At 46.7% G+C, this 16,286-nt stretch carries 13 protein-coding genes and 2 tRNA genes; 7 read left to right on the forward strand and 8 right to left on the reverse strand.

Annotated features, from left to right (window positions below; all coding sequences use genetic code 11):
- Positions 1–419: 419 nt before the first annotated feature.
- Entirely contained in the window at positions 420–3,107 is a 2,688-nt protein-coding gene (locus OP864_RS05085) for a T9SS type A sorting domain-containing protein (protein WP_270100202.1), read from the reverse strand.
- Positions 3,108–3,306: 199 nt separating this feature from the next.
- On the opposite strand from OP864_RS05085, the gene OP864_RS05090 reads away from it, so the two are divergent.
- The 3 genes from OP864_RS05090 to OP864_RS05100 all read left to right on the forward strand — a co-directional run bounded on the left by OP864_RS05090 (position 3,307) and on the right by OP864_RS05100 (position 5,173).
- Positions 3,307–3,747, forward strand: a complete 441-nt coding sequence (locus OP864_RS05090; protein WP_270100203.1) for a hypothetical protein — start codon at positions 3,307–3,309, stop codon at positions 3,745–3,747.
- A 140-nt stretch (positions 3,748–3,887) separates the two neighbouring features.
- A complete protein-coding gene (locus tag OP864_RS05095) occupies positions 3,888–4,871 on the forward strand; it encodes a sodium-dependent bicarbonate transport family permease (protein WP_270100204.1) in 984 nt (327 codons plus the stop codon).
- Positions 4,872–4,873: 2 nt separating this feature from the next.
- Positions 4,874–5,173 carry a P-II family nitrogen regulator gene (locus tag OP864_RS05100; RefSeq protein ID WP_270100205.1) on the forward strand — a complete coding sequence of 100 codons (300 nt, stop codon included), beginning with the start codon at positions 4,874–4,876 and terminating at the stop codon, positions 5,171–5,173.
- A 747-nt stretch (positions 5,174–5,920) separates the two neighbouring features.
- Here the strand turns inward: OP864_RS05100 and ftsH are convergent.
- Both ftsH and rsfS read right to left on the reverse strand, forming a co-directional pair.
- Positions 5,921–7,948, reverse strand: coding sequence for an ATP-dependent zinc metalloprotease FtsH (gene ftsH / locus OP864_RS05105; RefSeq protein ID WP_270100206.1), 2,028 nt, complete (start codon positions 7,946–7,948; stop codon positions 5,921–5,923).
- 120 nt (positions 7,949–8,068) lie between these two features.
- On the reverse strand, positions 8,069–8,461 hold the full coding sequence (gene rsfS / locus OP864_RS05110; RefSeq protein ID WP_270100207.1) for a ribosome silencing factor: 393 nt from the start codon (positions 8,459–8,461) through the stop codon (positions 8,069–8,071).
- Positions 8,462–8,553: 92 nt separating this feature from the next.
- Between rsfS and OP864_RS05115 the strand changes: the two genes are divergently transcribed.
- Positions 8,554–9,324, forward strand: coding sequence for a biotin--[acetyl-CoA-carboxylase] ligase (locus tag OP864_RS05115; protein ID WP_270100208.1), 771 nt, complete (start codon positions 8,554–8,556; stop codon positions 9,322–9,324).
- A gap of 105 nt (positions 9,325–9,429) precedes the next feature.
- Here OP864_RS05115 and OP864_RS05120 read toward each other — a convergent pair whose 3' ends face one another.
- Positions 9,430–9,855: a hypothetical protein gene (locus tag OP864_RS05120; protein ID WP_270100209.1), complete on the reverse strand. Its 426-nt coding sequence runs from the start codon at positions 9,853–9,855 to the stop codon at positions 9,430–9,432.
- 277 nt (positions 9,856–10,132) lie between these two features.
- On the opposite strand from OP864_RS05120, the gene uvrC reads away from it, so the two are divergent.
- Positions 10,133–11,944: an excinuclease ABC subunit UvrC gene (uvrC, locus tag OP864_RS05125; RefSeq protein WP_270100210.1), complete on the forward strand. Its 1,812-nt coding sequence runs from the start codon at positions 10,133–10,135 to the stop codon at positions 11,942–11,944.
- Here the strand turns inward: uvrC and OP864_RS05130 are convergent.
- Entirely contained in the window at positions 11,923–12,423 is a 501-nt protein-coding gene (locus tag OP864_RS05130; RefSeq protein ID WP_270100211.1) for a TrmH family RNA methyltransferase, read from the reverse strand. The two genes, uvrC and OP864_RS05130, sit on opposite strands and share 22 nt — an antisense overlap.
- Positions 12,424–12,555: 132 nt before the next feature.
- Entirely contained in the window at positions 12,556–13,470 is a 915-nt protein-coding gene (locus tag OP864_RS05135; protein ID WP_015691715.1) for a PfkB family carbohydrate kinase, read from the reverse strand.
- A gap of 197 nt (positions 13,471–13,667) precedes the next feature.
- On the opposite strand from OP864_RS05135, the gene OP864_RS05140 reads away from it, so the two are divergent.
- Together OP864_RS05140 and OP864_RS05145 are read left to right on the forward strand one after the other, a co-directional pair.
- A tRNA-Asn gene (locus OP864_RS05140) sits at positions 13,668–13,741 on the forward strand.
- 25 nt (positions 13,742–13,766) lie between these two features.
- Positions 13,767–13,840, forward strand: a tRNA-Asn gene (locus OP864_RS05145).
- Positions 13,841–13,875: 35 nt separating this feature from the next.
- Here the strand turns inward: OP864_RS05145 and OP864_RS05150 are convergent.
- On the reverse strand, positions 13,876–14,715 hold the full coding sequence (locus OP864_RS05150; RefSeq protein WP_270100212.1) for a hypothetical protein: 840 nt from the start codon (positions 14,713–14,715) through the stop codon (positions 13,876–13,878).
- Between the two features lie 195 nt (positions 14,716–14,910).
- Positions 14,911–16,053 (reverse strand): cyclic dehypoxanthinyl futalosine synthase, encoded by a 1,143-nt coding sequence (mqnC, locus tag OP864_RS05155; RefSeq protein ID WP_270100213.1) that lies wholly within the window; start codon positions 16,051–16,053, stop codon positions 14,911–14,913.
- Between the last annotated feature and the right edge of the window lie 233 nt (positions 16,054–16,286).

The raw sequence follows: 16,286 nt of genomic DNA on the forward strand, positions 1-16,286 counted from the left end.
AGGCCCGGAGGGCCGAAGGCTATGCAACTAGTGTTGGCCCCCAAGGCCAACGCTAGCTGCCCCCAGGCGGAGGCGGCTTTGGAGGGCCTTTTGCCTAAAATGGAATATATTGAGGGCCAAATTTAAATTCAAGCAGAGAAGAAAATGGCCAGCCGCCTACCGCCGGCCGGGTCAAATCAGCCCGCAGGGCTGTCTGAACAAAATGCCATTTTGCAGCGGCAAAGCCGCTGCAAGGGCCTAGCGCTGTGGAGGGGTGGCCGCAGGCCAGACCAAGGAGCGAAGCGACGCAGGGCCGAGCAGACCTGCGAGCCCCGAAACATAGCGCCGCAGCAAAGCTGCGGAGGCCCCAAAAGAAAAAAGTCTAGCCCTTAAAAGAGCTAGACCATTTTTAGCGCATCAAACGCAATGGGGATAATAAATTAGTGCTGGATGACCAGTTTTTGGCTCTTAATGAGCTCTCCAGCCTTATTGCGGAGCAAAACCACATAATGGCCATTGGTCCAAGACTGAATATTAAGCTCTAGGCTTCCTTCTGTAGGCAATCCTTGACGCTGGAACAAAGGCTTACCTTCCAAATTGAGCACCTCCACTTGTAGGTCGCTCTCAGAGGCCGCAGCAAAACGCATTTGAAGCATAGTTGCAGCAGGATTGGGGTTCACCAAAAGATAATTGCCCGTAGTAAAGGTAAATCCACCACGGTCGGGCAAGGTAGTAGAACCACCAGCATCACAATCCTGAATCAATTGGATATTGCCCAAGCACTCCTGCTGACAGCCATTGGCATCAATCAGTTGGTAGGTGTACTGACCAGCTGCCAAGCCCGTAAACTGGCCGCTATTGTTATTCACTACAGTTTGCGTAGTCAAATTAGCCAAGCTAATTTGGAAAGGAGCCGTTCCGCCACTGAGGCCCAACTGCAAGCTTCCGTCATTATTATCGCAGCCAGGCTCTTGGCTACTTACAATAGACAAGCTGATAGGATCGGGCTCTACTACGGTTACTTGTGTTTGTTCGGTACAACCATTTTGGTCCACCACCTCTACGGTATAAGTACCTGCACAAAGCTGATCGATTTGATCTGTTGTGGCGCCATTGCTCCAACTATAGCTATAGCCAGCACTACCCGTAGCCACTACGGTAGCAGTTCCGTCGCAATCGCCAGCACAGCTTACCGTTGTTGCGGTAGAAGTAAGGCTAAAGCCAGGCGTGCCCATCAAGACAAAAGTGGTGTCATAAGAGCAACCATTGGCATCTGTAAGAGAAAGCTGGTACGTTCCTGCGGCCAATCCAGTAAGTGGGGCATTAACGGCAACCATTTGACCATTTGACGTTAGGGTATAAGGGGCCGTTCCACCATCTACATTTAGACTGATGCTTCCGTTATTTTGGCCACAGCTAGGCGCTCTAAGCCCTGTAAAGTAAAGGTCTAGAGGTTCTGGGCTCATAACTTCTACAGGTTCCACATAAGAACAGCCGTTGGCATCTAGCACCACCACTTGGTAATTGCCCGCTGCCAATTGGTCAAACTGTGGACTTGTAGAGAAATTGCCTCCAATAGAATAGATATAGGGAGCTGTTCCACCACTAGCCATGATATGGATACTTCCGCCATTTCCGGCAGTCGCACAAAGTTGATTTTCTACATCAACTTGAGCATTTAGGGGTTGAACTTGGCCATCAATTTCAAAAGAGAGGCTAGAGCAATTGGGTTCACAACCATTTACATCTTCTACCCAAATGCCATATTGGCCAGCAGTAAGATTGACAAAAACGCCAGAATTATTTTGGAAAAGCTCTCCAGTGGTCCAGTTAATCACAGAATACTGATAAGGAGCGCTGCCGCCTGTTGCGTTAATAATCGCTTGGCCATCGTTGGTTGTACAGGCCAAATCTTGAGTAGCGTCTAGGCTCACATTTATGCCAGCACAGTTGCCGCCACCGCCAGTAGTTCCGCCTACTACATTAATAGAATAGGTATAGGTGTTTTGGCCCACCAAAGGACAGGCATCATCATGAACATTGAGGGTAAAGCTATGAAAACCTACATCAGCTGCTGTAGGCGTCCAGCAAAACAAGCCATTTTGGAAAGGAAAGCCAGAAGTGGTAAAGACCGCTGCGGGAATTGCTCCATTATAGCTAACAAAGGTATGTTGTCCAGAATCGGGGTCATTAGAGAAGACCTCAAAGCAAAGTTGCTGACCAACGATGATTGTCGTATCAAAAACTTGGCTACCGTTCATTCCAGTCAATGTGGGCGCCTGATTTTGGCATTGCACCACCGTAAACTGAATATCACGGACAATCTCTCCGATTTTTTGGCCATTTCTAAACTCTTCGACCAAAACACAGAGTACGCCCACCTGCACCGTAGAAGGCACAAAGCTAATCGCTCCAGTCGCAGGGTCAATGTTTACTCCATTTTGGGTAAGCAAAGGAGAGCTTGCTGAAATACCCTGAGCCGCATCATAAGTGACGGGGACATTAGCGGCATCATAGCAATCCGTTAGTGAATAGCGCAAAGAATCGCCATCTACATCCATTGCTCCATGATTATAAAAAACCGACTGTCCTACACAGGCAAAAGGCGTAGGATTATTTAAAAAGGTAGGCGAGTTATTACAATTGCTCAAGGCAGTATTCAACTCCGTTTCAATATACATCATATTGGAGCCAGGCATAGTGAGCGTTGTAATTGCATTATTGCGACAACAAAGGCTCCAGCTAGCGGTCCAGTCGGTACAAGTTGTGGGTAGCGTAACTACTGTTTCATAAGTATATTTTTCAATTCCATAAATACCGCCGCCGCCATTACAGGCCGTTCCCACAATACCCGGACAAGAGGGCGTAATTTCTACTACTCCTGCCTGCATCAAGGTACTACTGATTGTTCCACAATTGGGCGAGCTCAGCTCTAAGGTGTAGCTATTGGCGGCATTGATTCCATTACAATCTCTATAAAATTGTAGGCTAAACTTATATTGTCCATTACCTAAACAGACATAAGTCAAATCTGCCCCCATAGCATGCGTGGCCTTAGCTTCTTGAGAGGAAAAACCCAACAACAGAAGCAGAAAGAACAGGCCCGTTCTTAGCATAGATGTTTGCATAATAATTTGGTTTTAATGCGTTTGATGATCTGTTAAGATAACGGTTTGTTAAGATATTTGGCTGCTTTAGTAAAATATAATTCCTTATTTAGGAGAGTAGTTGTTCAATAAATTAACATTCGTTAAAGTCAGTAATTTCCTGGGAGATATTTTTAGAAGCCTCTACATTGTGTTCCTAATCACAGTACCCCCTCCACTGATGAAAAACGTAAATAACATACAGCCCAAAAAGTCTGCATTCTCCTGCCTAGGACGAATGCTTTTGCTGTTGTTATTTCTCTTTAATGCTGGACTGGGCTTTGCTGCGCAGCCTATTCAACAAGAAGACCATCAGTTGAGCTTTCATAAGAAGTTTAGCAGTGACTGGCAGCAACATTTATATGATTTCGATGGCGAGGAAAAAGACGCCAATGAAGAAGAAGTAGACAGCCAAGAAGCTGAAGAATTAAAACAGCTCTTGCTTTGGTCTAAAGACTTTCTTCCCTCCTTTTCTAGATGGTCTCCTCCCCTCCCCTCTTTCCACTGTTTTTTCATTTCCAAGCCGCATCCTTCTGCTTGCCGCTTTCGGCCCAATACCGAGGCCCAAAAGCAGCAAAAGCTCTATTTGCTCTTGCACTCCCTTAAATTAGATTTGGCTTAAGTCCATCTGCGCTATTGCACAGATGAGCAGTTCTATTGATGTACAGTTAGCTGTACATCCAATAACCTATTTCCTTTCTTTATTGCTAAAGATTGGGCAGCCCCCTCCTTGTCCAATACTTAGACTTAAGCCTCCTAGTCATGAATTTTCTTTTCGATATGTCTATGGTGACAGGTAATATCCTCTCGCCTCCCGTTCTTTTCTTCTTTTTGGGCCTTATTGCTGTAGCCCTCAAATCTGATCTCGAAATTCCGCAACCGCTACCCAAGCTCTTTTCCCTCTATCTTTTGATGGATATTGGTCTACATGGTGGGCACGAGCTTTATCATAGTGGTTTTTCTTGGGAATTGGTCACGGTCCTTGGCGCCTGCTTTCTGATGGCCTCTATTGTCCCTATTTATAGCTTTTTTATTCTTAAAGCTCGCTTTGGAGCCGCCGATGCAGCCGCTGTTGCCGCTACCTTTGGTTCTATTAGTGCCGTGACCTTTATTACCGGAATTTCTTTTCTAGAAAGCCAAGAAGTAGCCTATAAGGGATATATGGTAGCGGGTATGGCCCTAATGGAATCACCCGCCATTATTATTGGAGTCTTGCTCTATAATATTTATGGCAAAAAAGAGCAGAAGACAAAAAAGAAGACCAATTGGGGACATATTCTCCGCGATGCCTTTTTTAATGGCTCTATTATGCTATTAGTCGGGGCCCTACTCATCGGTATCCTTTCTGGAGATAAGGGCTGGCACGACTTCCAACCCTTTGATAGCATCTTTAAAGGGATGCTCTGTTTCTACTTGCTCGATAATGGTATTGTGGCCGCCAGACGCCTAAAAGCTTTGCGCGGAAACCTAGGGTTTTTGCTTTCTTTCAGTATCCTGATGCCTTTGTTTAACGCCGCTTTGGGCATAGGTATCGCCTACCTCATTGGCCTAAGCAAAGGAAATGCGCTGCTTTTCTGTCTTCTCACTGCTAGTGCTTCTTATATCGCCGTTCCTGCGGCTATGCGCTTGGCTATCCCCAAATCTAATCCTGCCTTTACGGTTCCTGTGGCCCTAGGTATTGTTTTCCCTTTCAACGTAATTGTAGGCATTCCGCTCTACTATTATATCATCCAACAAATTCTCTAATTATGAATATCGTCAAATCTGTCAAAATAGAGGTCATTCTCGAAAGTATCCAGGTGGAGCGCTTTATCGAAATGCTAGAAGAGGCTGGTGCCCATGGCTATACGGTCTTCGGTAATATTTCGGGAAAGGGCCAAAATGGCATGCTCGACCATAACTGCCGAGCCAAAATTTTCTCTAATAGCTACCTTTTTACGGTATGTTCTGAAGAAGTGGCCCAAAATATTTTGCCCCAAATTGCCCTCTTTTTAGAGGATTGCTCGGGGACCTGTTTCACCTCTGAGGTGAATCACCTGAAGGTGTAAAAGGGCGTTTTTATCCCTTTTCTTTTTTGTAGCTTGGGAGCAGCAGTTTACTGTTGCTCCCTTTTTTTATTCTCTTTTTTGGGGGCCTCCGCAGCTTTGCTGCGGCGCTATGTTGCGGGGCTCGCAGGGCTGCTCGGCCCTGCGTCGCTTCGCTCCTTGGTCTGGCCTGCGGCCACCCCTGCACAGCGCTAGGCCCTTGCAGCGGCTTCGCCGCTGCAAAATGGCATTTTATTTAGACAGCCCTGCGGGCTGATTTGACCCGGCCGGCGGTAGGCGGCTGGCCACTTTCTTCTTTGCTTGAATTTAAATTTGGCCCTCAGTATATTCCATTTCAGGCAAAAGGCCCTCCAAAGCCGCCTCCGCCTGGGGGCAGCTAGGGTTGGCCTTGGGGGCCAACCCTAGCTGCATGGCCTTCGGCCCTCCGGGCCTCAGCTTATACATCCTGCAGGCGGCAAAGCCGCCGCAAAGGCGCGCAGCGCCTCGGCTGAGGGGCTGTAGCAGGGCCGCCAAAGGCGGCAGACCAAAGCGGCGCAGCCGCTGCAGGGCCGAGCAGACCTGCGAGCTGCGCAATGGCCCGACCCGACCAATAATTCATGAGGGTTTTAACCCTCATTTTGTATAAGCTCGCAAAGCGATGCCGCTTTGCGCTGGGTTTCAACCCGGCGGAAGGGGCAGCCCCAAAACAAAAAAAACATCTGGCCCCTAAAAAGAGACCAGATGTTATATATCATCTGAAAAAGAGAAAAACTACTCCTTTTCTTCTGCATCCTCCTCGCCCAATTCTGGCTTAGGATCTTGCAAAGTATCTACGCCATGGTTTTCGCTTACCGCCTCGCCATCCTCGCCGGGCAGCTCATCAAAAGGGCGTTTACCAATCAATTGCTCTACAGCATCCTTATTGAGGACCTCCTTATTGAGCAGTTCATTGGCCAACAACTCTAGCTCCTGGCGTTTTTCTCTCAACAAGTTTTTGGCCCGTTCATATTGGGTGTCAATCAGCTTGCGGGTTTCTTGATCGATAAGGTCTGCCGTAGCCTCAGAATAAGGCTTACTAAAGCCGCCGCCTTCCTGCATCATGCCATAATAAGAGACATTACCCACACGCTCATTCATTCCATAAACCGTAATCATAGAGTAAGCCATACGGGTCACATGATCGAGATCTGATTGAGCGCCAGTAGAAATTTTGCCAAAGACAATTTCCTCTGCTGCACGGCCACCCATCGTCATACACATACGGTCCAGCAACTGCTCTACGGTAGTAATGTGTTGTTCTTTGGGCAAATATTGGGCATAACCAAGAGCCGCAATACCGCGGGGAACAATGGTCACCTTGACCAAAGGCATGGCATTTTCTAAAAACCAGCCACAAAGCGTATGTCCGGCTTCATGATAAGCAATCACTCGTTTTTCTTCTGGAGAAATCAGTTTGTTCTTTTTCTCCAAACCGCCAATCACTCGATCAATAGCGTCATTAAAATCATTCATTTCTACAAATTGCTTACCTCGGCGGGCAGCAATCAGGGCCGCTTCATTACAGACATTGGCAATTTCGGCACCAGCAAAACCGGGAGTTTGAGTGGCCAAATTCTTGGCATCCACATCTCCAGAGATTTTGATATTTTTGAGGTGGACGGCAAAAATTTGCTCTCGTCCCACCAAATCAGGCTTATCGATAGAAATTTGGCGATCGAAACGGCCGGGGCGCAAAAGCGCTTGGTCCAAAATATCGGGACGGTTAGTGGCCGCCATCATAATCACGCCTTTTTCGGTGCTAAAGCCATCCATTTCCACCAACAACTGGTTGAGCGTATTCTCTCTTTCGTCATTGCCGCCCTGCATAGCGCCACGTCCACGAGCGCGACCGATAGCATCAATCTCATCAATAAAGATGATACAAGGGGCTTTTTCTCGGGCTTGGCGGAAGAGGTCACGAACCCTAGAGGCTCCTACTCCAACAAACATCTCGACAAAATCGGAGCCAGAGATACTAAAGAAAGGCACGCCAGCCTCGCCAGCAACGGCTTTAGCCAAAAGCGTTTTACCGGTACCCGGAGGGCCTACCAAAAGCACCCCTTTAGGAATTTTACCGCCTAGAGAAGTATACTTTTTGGGCTTTTTCAGGAAGTCTACCACCTCCATCACTTCTTCCTTGGCCTCATCTAGGCCAGCAACATCTTTAAAGCTAGCATTTACTTTACCGTCCTTATCGAACAAAGTAGCTTTAGAGCGGCCAATATTAAAGATTTGAGAGCCGGGGCCAGCACCACCACCACCTACACGGCGCATAATAAAGATCCAGATAATAATCAGGATGGCAAAAGGCAAAATCCAGCTCAGCAAGCCGCCGATATAATCGTAGCGGGTTTCATTTTTCTGGTTGATGCTAAAATCGGGATCATCCTGAGCAATCTTCTGCTCTAGATCATCTAATTTTTTGAGGAAATACTCCATATCGCCCACCGTATAGCTATAATTGGGGGCATCATTATTAAAAGAAGAGCGAGGCAACTTGCTATACTCCTCCTTTTTCAAGGCATCTTCCGTTAGATAAACCTCTGCTTGACTTTTATTGACGATGATAATTTTATCAACATCTTTTTGAGCGATAATCGTCTCTAACTCATTCCAACTTAGGTCCTTGGTTTTGGGGCTCACCCAAATCAAGTTCACACTAATGAGCAAGAGAGCAAGAAGGCCATAAATCCAATAATAATTGAACTTGGGGCCGTTGTTCTTATCTCCCTGTGGTTGGTTATTGGGATTGTTTTGCATAATAAAATATCAGAAAATGTATAATAATGGACCAATTGAAAAGATAGGCCCAAACTATGAGAAAGACAAGATTGCCTTTGTGTTGGTTTTTACTAAAGCCTAATCTAGATTGAATCTAGACTAAAGAGTTGGATACTCCTTACGGTTGGCATCACTCCAGAGGCCTTCTAAGTTGTAGAATTTTCTTTTTTCCTCATTAAAAACGTGAATCACCAGCGTAAAATAATCGAGTAGGCGCCAATGGCCACCTTGTTTGCCTTCTGTATGATTGGGGCGTTCGCCCAGCTGTTCCCAGAGGGTTTTCTCTATATTTTTGGCAATACCGTTGATATGGGTAGAGGAAGTACCATGACAAATCAGGAAAATGTTTGTGCTGGCCTCATCTACTCCAGAGAGGTCTAAAGAGACAATATTTACCGCTTTGCGGTCTTGCATAGCTTCTACAGCGACGGCCAATAGGTCCTGCAATTGAGGCATTTTTTCTTCTTTTTGCGAAAGCTCTTGTTTATTCAAATCGACTTATATTAAATTGTGGCCCCATTAAAAGACCAAAGAGAGTGAAAGGCCCTAAAGTTAGGGCTAAAAATCAAAAAAGCAGCTATGTTATGCCCAAGCAATCAGATAACAGTCTTTTTGTCGGAAAGGTTGCCATCCGTCATAAACGCCTAGATTCGACCAACCGCTATGCGCTTGACTTCTTGTCAAAAAGTTTACCAACGGAAGGAACTGCCATTATTGCAGATGAACAATGGGCGGGCCGCGGCCAAAAAGGCAACAACTGGTTATCGGAAGCAGGACAGAATATAGCTCTAAGCCTTATTTTACGGCCAAAGTTCCTGCTTGTTAAAGAACAATTCCTTTGGAACATGGCTATTTCCTTGGCGGTGCATGAGGTCCTGACAAATTGCCAGCTTCAACTGCCGCATTATATTAAGTGGCCCAATGATATTTATGTGGGCAACTTTAAGGTGGGCGGCATCCTCATAGAGAACCAACTGCGGGGCAGCTACCTTGATTGGTCTGTGGTGGGCATAGGCTTAAATGTCTTTCAAAAAGATTTCTCTCCTAAATTGCCCAATCCCAGCTCATTAGCCCTACTGACAGAAAAAAAATTGAACATTGATTCAATTCTTTCGCAACTATACGCAGCCATAGAACGTCTATACCTCAAACTGCGGCAAGGCCACGGCCAAGAACTTTGGTCCTTATATGAAAGCAAACTTTGGCGCTATAAGGAATGGTCCAAATTTAAGTGGCAGGAAAAGGAGCATGAAGGCCGAATTTGGGGCGTAGCCCCCAATGGCCAACTCAAAATTATAGACCGAAAAGGACAGCTGCATTTATTCAACTTTAAGGAAGTTCAATATATACTATAATTCCTTTTTTTCGGGCATACTGTTTGATGTTAAGAATTTTACAATACTGACGATGTTGTAAGTTAGAGGATTCAAGGGACGAGCTTGGATTCTCTTTTTTTGGTCCTATTGCAATATAGGAGGCTCATCTTTGCCCCCCTCCTTTACTTCCTCTATATCTGAAAAAGGAATATCTAAGGGTTTATTCTCTTTTTTTGACGGCAATAAGCGGCTGCTGCCAAAATCCCAAAGGGTTTTTAGGTATAAAAAGCCTAAAAATGGGCTGAAAGCGGCTAGGCCTAGTAAGCTTCCGCCTATTCCTAACCAAATATTTTTGGCATAGAGGCCTTTGATATAATTATACACTCTAAGCAGTAACTGCCGATTGATCAATAAGACCCCAACAGATAAGGCGGCAACAATCCACCAAACAAACTGCTTGAGGAAACCAATCACCACATAAATCAGTACCGAGACAACAATTAGGGCCAATAACAATTGTATAAAACGAGCCAAGGGGCTGCTCTTTTCTTTTTCTTCTAAGTTCAACATAGATCCGTATCTTTGGTCTGCTCTAAATATAGACACTTTTTAAAGGAGCTGCCTTATATTGGCCCCCTTTTTAGCCAGAGAAGGCGGCGAAGCCGCCGCAGAGGAGCGAAGCGACTGGCTGAGGGATGGATAGCAGTGGCCCGCAGGGCCAGACCAAAGCCGCCGAAGGCGGCTGCAGGGCCGAGCGAACCGCGAGCTGCGACACAGCCCGACCCGCCCAAAGGGCGGGGCAGCCCCAAAATAAAATGCTAAATAAGCCGCTAATTTTTAGCCTATTATGAATAAAGAGGATTATAAAAAGCTTTTGCCCACATTGCCTAGCGATCCGGGTGTTTACCGATTTATTGGGGCCGATGAGGAGATTTTGTACATTGGAAAAGCCAAAAATCTCAAGAAGCGGATTGCCTCCTATTTTACGAGCCGCAAGGATATGCGCCGTAAGACGAAGCGGATGGTCATGGCCGCAAAAAAGCTGAATTATACGCTGGTAGAGACGGAGCAGGATGCCCTTTTGCTAGAGGCTACGCTGATCAAAAAGCATCAGCCGCGCTATAATGTGGCCCTAAAACACAGCCGGCCCTACCCTTATATTTGCATCAAAAAAGAGCGTTTTCCGAGGATTATGATTAGCCGAAAAGTGGTGCAGGATGGCTCTAAATACTATGGCCCTTATGTCTCTAAAAAGCGGATGTACACGCTATTAGAGCTAATTAAAGAATTATTTCAACTGCGCAGTTGTGCCCTCAACTTATCGGAGGAAAGCATTGCGGCGGGCAAGCATAAAGTTTGCCTTGAGTACCATATCAAAAACTGCAAAGCGCCCTGTGTGGGTTTTGAATCGGAGGCCAATTATATGGACAAAATTGAGCAGGTCCAAAATATGCTGAAAGGCCAGTTGGGAGCGGTGCGCAAATACCTCAAATCAGAAATGGGGCGCTATGCCGAGCAGCTCAATTTTGAGCAGGCGCAGCGGACAAAAGTGCAGTTGGCTTTGCTTGAAAACTATCAGGGAAAATCGACGGTGGTCAATGCCAATATTCGTGATTTGGATGTCTTTACCCTAGCCCAAGATGAAAAAGGCGAGATGGCTTATATTAACTACCTCAAGGTGGTCGAGGGGGCAATTATTAACACCTTTATGCTGGAGCTCAAGCAGAATTTAGATACCGAAGCGGAGGATTTGCTGCTTTTTGGGATTCGAGAACTGCGAGAGAAATTCCAGAGTATTGCCCCTGAAATTGTTGTCCCCTTCGAGATTCAGTTGCCTTGGTCCGAGATCCAACTGACGGTCCCCAAAATTGGCGATAAGAAAAAACTGCTAGAGCTTTCTGAGAAAAATGCCAAGTATTTCATCCTCCAAAAGCAAAAACAAGCCTTGGCCAAGGCCAACAAAATGGGCAAAGCCGAGCAGCTCTTAGAGATCATGAAAAAAGACCTACAAATTGATGATTTGCCCATTCATATTGAGTGTTTTGACAACTCCAATTTGCAGGGAAACCAGCCCGTTTCGGCCATGGTGGTTTTTAAAAATGGGCGACCTGCCAAAAAAGAATATCGGCATTATCATGTCAAAACGGTAGTGGGTCCAGATGATTTTGCCTCTATGGAAGAGGTCGTTTTTCGCCGATACAAACGCCTTTTGGAAGAGAAAAAGCCCCTCCCCCAACTGATTGTAATTGACGGTGGCAAGGGACAGCTTTCTGCGGCCGTCAAAAGCCTCAAAGCCCTAGGCATTTTTGAGCGTTTGGCCATTATTGGCATTGCCAAGCGGCTAGAGGAAATCTTCTTTCCCAATGATCCCGTACCGCTTTTGCTCTCTAAAAAATCGCCTACGCTCAAGGTTATTCAGCAAGCAAGAGACGAGGCCCACCGCTTCGCTATTAGCTTCCACAGAGATGTTCGTTCTAAGCAGTTTTTGCAAAATGAGCTGCGGCAAATTCCGGGCGTTGGCGAAAAAAACCAAGAGAAATTGCTCCTGGCCCTTGGTTCCGTCAAAGAGGTCAAGAAGGCCAATTTAAGCCAACTAGAGGCCATTGTTGGACCAAATTTGGCCCAAAAAATCCGTACTTACTTCGATGCCAAAAGCTGAGTGCTGGCCGTCTGCATCAAAATGCCAAAACTGACAGCTACGTTCAGACAAGAGGTTTGTCCATGCCCTTGAATATAAATTTTCTGGTCAATCAAGGGCGCAACCTCTTCGGGCAAACCCGTTTTTTCGTTGCCCACAATCAGCAAATCTTGGGCTTCAAACTGGACCTCATGCAGCATTTTGGCGCTAGGATCCACCCAAGTGGCCATTTTTCGGCCTGGATAATTGGCCAGAAAATCGGCTACATCTAAAACGGGAATCACTTCGATATGCTCAATGGCGCCAGCCGTCCAAACCCTGGCCATTTTCTCCATTTCGGCTCTGGCAAATTTGCTTTTGCCTGGCGGTAGCAACAAATCGTTTTGGTCGTAGATATAGATTTTCTTCAAGCCATAAAACTCTGCGGTCCGAATCATCGAGGATAAGTTCGGGCGATATTGAGGCGCATGTAATAAGGCGGAAAGTTGAGGTACTGACATATTTATTTTTGTTTTTTTGGGGCGTTACTCCTTACAGTTGTCGAACTGCGGCCTAAAGGCCTTGTTGTGGCCAAAAAAGAGAGCCCCCAGCTAGCTGCGCTGGCTGGGGGCTCTTGTGTAATAGAGCAAAGTCTAGAGCTTCACTTCCATCAAGTTTTGGAAAGCTTTCTTACGAGCGTCCAAAGCAGCCTCATCAATTTCTTTGAGGCGGTTAGGACCAAAAGCTTCTACACAGAAAGAAGCGACTACAGAACCGTAGACCAAAGCACGCTTCATGCTCTCCAAAGAGTGGTCATCTTCCTGAGCCAAATAGCCCATAAAGCCACCGGCAAAGCTATCGCCAGCTCCAGTAGGATCAAATACTTCTTCCAAAGGCAAAGCAGGAACAAAGAAAGTAGATTCGCCATGGAACAACAAAGCGCCATGCTCTCCCTTCTTAATCACCAAATATTTGGGGCCCATCTCACGGATTACACGAGCAGCCTTTACTAGAGAGTACTCCCCAGACAACTGACGAGCTTCCTCATCATTGATAATTAAAATATCTACCTGTTTCAATACCGCCTTGAGCTCCTCCATGGCAATATCCATCCAGAAGTTCATGGTATCCATAGCAACCAATTTAGGGCGCTTTTCTAGTTGCTCCAACACCTGCATTTGTACAGCAGGCGCAAAGTTACCCAACAAAAGGTATTCAGGGTTTTTATAGCCTTCGGGCAATTTGGGGCTATAGTTCTCCAATACATTGAGCTCTGTGGCCAAAGTATCCCGAGCATTCATATTCATGTGATAGCGACCGGCCCAAAAGAAAGACTTTTCGCCTTCGCGCTTCTCCAATCCATCCAAATTAACGCCTCTGGCTTCCAAAGCAGCCAACTCCTCTGCAGGAAAATCCTCGCCAATTACAGATAGCAATTGTAAGTCTTTGTGAAAATGAGAAGCCGCCCAAGCAATATAAGTACCAGCACCACCAATGATGCGGTCTGCCTTGCCAAAAGGAGTTTCAATGGTATCAAAGGCAACAGTGCCCAATGTCAATAAGCTCATAGTAAAATTGATTTTTTTTCTGGGCACAAAAAAACAGAAAAAGGCCGAAAAAACGGCAGCCTAGCCCCCTTTTTTGTCTAGTCCAAAAGAAACTCCATTTTTTTTATGTCTTTTTTTGCAAAAAGTTTGGCAAAACCAAAAAGGGCTCCTATATTTGCATACGCAAAGAGGGAACAGCCCTCTAAAAGCAAACATACGCTTCCATAGCTCAGTTGGTTAGAGCATCTGACTGTTAATCAGAGGGTCCCTGGTTCGAGCCCAGGTGGGAGCGCTACTCATACACAACAATATATTTTGCTTCCATAGCTCAGTTGGTTAGAGCATCTGACTGTTAATCAGAGGGTCCCTGGTTCGAGCCCAGGTGGGAGCGCAAAAGCCCGACTTCATTTGAAGTTGGGCTTTTTTTTATTCCTGCAAGCGCTTTAAGGCCTTAGGCCGCAAGCGCCACAGCTTGGCCCCCGATAAAATTGAGCGCTCTGTGGTTAAATACAGCTGCGCATCTGGTCCAAAACAAAGGGCCTCTTGCTGCCGCAAAGGCAGGCGTATGCGCTGCTCTAATGGACCAAAACGGCCCCGCTCAAAAGAAAAGCGGTACAAATGCCGCATACTTAATAAATAAAGGCTTTGCTCTTCTTCTCGATAAGCCGCGGCCGTAACCGATTGCCATAACCCTCCCTTTTTTAGCTGTACGCTATCGCAGAGGCGGGCCGCCTGCGGCCCCGCCTCTTTGCCCAAGGCATAGAGATAATGCCAGCCATCATGCGGACGATGGCGGTTTTTGGTCACTATATATAAGCTGTCGCCTTGGGTAAAAAGGGCCTCGGCATCAAAGTGGCGCTGCCAAGAGGCGGCGGGAAAAGCAATTTGCTCTGGATAATAAAAGCTAATTTTTTGAGGCTGAATTTCCTTTTGGTCCAAAGCCGATTTTGGAAAAAAATAGATGCAAAGATCTTGGCGCTGATTTAAATTATTGCCCATATCGGCCAAGTAAATAAATGCGCTATCAGTAGCAAGCGCCTCCCAATCTACATTGGGCGCTAAAATGTTGATGCTGCGCTGCAAACGCCCTTTTTGGTCCAATTCATAGAGCAAAGGAGAGTTTCCACCATCATTATGGGTATAAAAACTGCCGCTGCTGTCGATCCAAAGACCAGAACTTTCCGAAATAGGCAGGCGGCCCAAAGAACTCAAGCGACAAGCCGACAAACTTAGGCAAAGGAGCAAAATGCCAATACAACTTTTCATGGGCAGCAATTTTTGCGGTGGACAGGCGGCGAAGCCGCCGCAGGCCTAGCGATGTGGAGCAGTGGCCGTTAGGCCAGACCGAAGCCCAAAGGGCTGAAGGGCCGAGCGAATAGCGAGCTGCGAAACGTAGCGCCTGCCGAAGGCAGGAGGCCCCAAATAAAAAGGCATCTAGCCTAAGCCAAATGCCTTTATCTCTTAATCGACAATCATGGTATTTTTATCCAATTCTTGTTGACGAATATTTTCGGGTAGTTCTAAATACTCATATTCCTGATTGCGCAATTGCGGACGGAAACCCGCCTCGCGGATGGCGTCTTGAATCCCTTGGGCCGTAAATCGGAAGGCAGCACCAGCGGCAGAAACCACATTTTCCTCAATCATGATGCTTCCAAAATCGTTGGCGCCAGCATGTAGGCAAGCCTGGGCCACCTGTTTGCCAACGGTCAGCCAAGAGGCCTGAATATTGGTCACATTGGGCAACATAATGCGGCTGAGGGCAATCATGCGGATATATTCATCGCCGCTCACATCTCGGCGTTTGATTTTCAGGCGAGACAAAATGGTGTCTTCATCCATAAATGGCCAAGGAATAAAGGCCAAAAAGCCCTTGGCATCCTTGGGTTTTTCGTTTTGCACCTCTCTCAACCAAACCAAATGCTCCATGCGCTCATAATTGGTCTCGATATGGCCAAACATCATGGTGGCGCTGGTCGTCAGATGCAATTGATGCGCAGCCCGCATCACATCTAGCCACTCTTGGCCCCCGCATTTTCCGCGAGAAATACGGCGACGCACCCGATCATTGAGAATTTCGGCACCCGCCCCAGGCAAAGAATCTAGGCCCGCTTCTTTGAGGCGGCTGAGCACTTCTGTATGCGAAAGCTGATCAATTTTGGCGATATGCGCGATTTCGGGTGGGCCCAAAGCATGCAATTTGAGCGTAGGATAAAGCGATTTGAGCTCCTTAAACAGATCACAATAGTAATCAATGCCCAAATCGGGATGGTGTCCACCTTGCAAAAGCAACTGCTGGCCGCCATACTCCATCAACTCATCAATTTTGCGCTTGTAAGTGTCTATAGAGGTAATATATGACTCCTCATGGCCAGGGCGGCGGAAGAAATTACAGAACTTACAGTTGGCAATACAGACGTTGGTGGTGTTCGAGTTGCGGTCGATAATCCAAGTCACCACATCATTAGGGACATGATGTTGGCGCAGGCGGTTGCCCACATACATCAACTCGGCGGTGCTTGCCTCTTCGAGCAAAAAAACACCCTCCTCAATACTGAGCTCTTCTAGTTGCAGGGCTCTATGCAATAAATCGCTTACATTCATAGCTTTTTGTTTCCAGATTCTCTCTTTTAACAGCCCTTTGGGCCTATGGTTGCCTCAAAGATACAACTTTTTTCATCTGTTATTGAAAGTAGGCATATTTTGGGGCTTCCCCTGCGGCCTTCGGCCTTGGGTCGGGCTGTGTCGCAGCTCGCAGGCTTGCTCGGCCCTGCAGCGCTTCGCGCTTTGGTCTGGCCCTTCGGGCCACTGCTATCCATCCCTAAGCCAAGTCGCTT

Origin of the sequence: Saprospira grandis, assembly GCF_027594745.1 — a bacterium.
Taxonomy (GTDB): domain Bacteria; phylum Bacteroidota; class Bacteroidia; order Chitinophagales; family Saprospiraceae; genus Saprospira; species Saprospira grandis.

What these genes read in the sequence shown, in the direction of transcription:
- ftsH (WP_270100206.1), bottom strand. Translation starts at nt 7,948, where the DNA reads ATGCAAAACAATCCCAATAACCAACCACAGGGAGATAAGAACAACGGC.
- OP864_RS05095 (WP_270100204.1), top strand. Translation starts at nt 3,888, where the DNA reads ATGAATTTTCTTTTCGATATGTCTATGGTGACAGGTAATATCCTCTCG.
- OP864_RS05090 (WP_270100203.1), top strand. Translation starts at nt 3,307, where the DNA reads ATGAAAAACGTAAATAACATACAGCCCAAAAAGTCTGCATTCTCCTGC.
- OP864_RS05130 (WP_270100211.1), bottom strand. Translation starts at nt 12,423, where the DNA reads ATGTCAGTACCTCAACTTTCCGCCTTATTACATGCGCCTCAATATCGC.
- OP864_RS05150 (WP_270100212.1), bottom strand. Translation starts at nt 14,715, where the DNA reads ATGAAAAGTTGTATTGGCATTTTGCTCCTTTGCCTAAGTTTGTCGGCT.
- OP864_RS05085 (WP_270100202.1), bottom strand. Translation starts at nt 3,107, where the DNA reads ATGCAAACATCTATGCTAAGAACGGGCCTGTTCTTTCTGCTTCTGTTG.
- OP864_RS05135 (WP_015691715.1), bottom strand. Translation starts at nt 13,470, where the DNA reads ATGAGCTTATTGACATTGGGCACTGTTGCCTTTGATACCATTGAAACT.
- OP864_RS05100 (WP_270100205.1), top strand. Translation starts at nt 4,874, where the DNA reads ATGAATATCGTCAAATCTGTCAAAATAGAGGTCATTCTCGAAAGTATC.
- uvrC (WP_270100210.1), top strand. Translation starts at nt 10,133, where the DNA reads ATGAATAAAGAGGATTATAAAAAGCTTTTGCCCACATTGCCTAGCGAT.
- OP864_RS05115 (WP_270100208.1), top strand. Translation starts at nt 8,554, where the DNA reads ATGCCCAAGCAATCAGATAACAGTCTTTTTGTCGGAAAGGTTGCCATC.
- OP864_RS05120 (WP_270100209.1), bottom strand. Translation starts at nt 9,855, where the DNA reads ATGTTGAACTTAGAAGAAAAAGAAAAGAGCAGCCCCTTGGCTCGTTTT.
- mqnC (WP_270100213.1), bottom strand. Translation starts at nt 16,053, where the DNA reads ATGAATGTAAGCGATTTATTGCATAGAGCCCTGCAACTAGAAGAGCTC.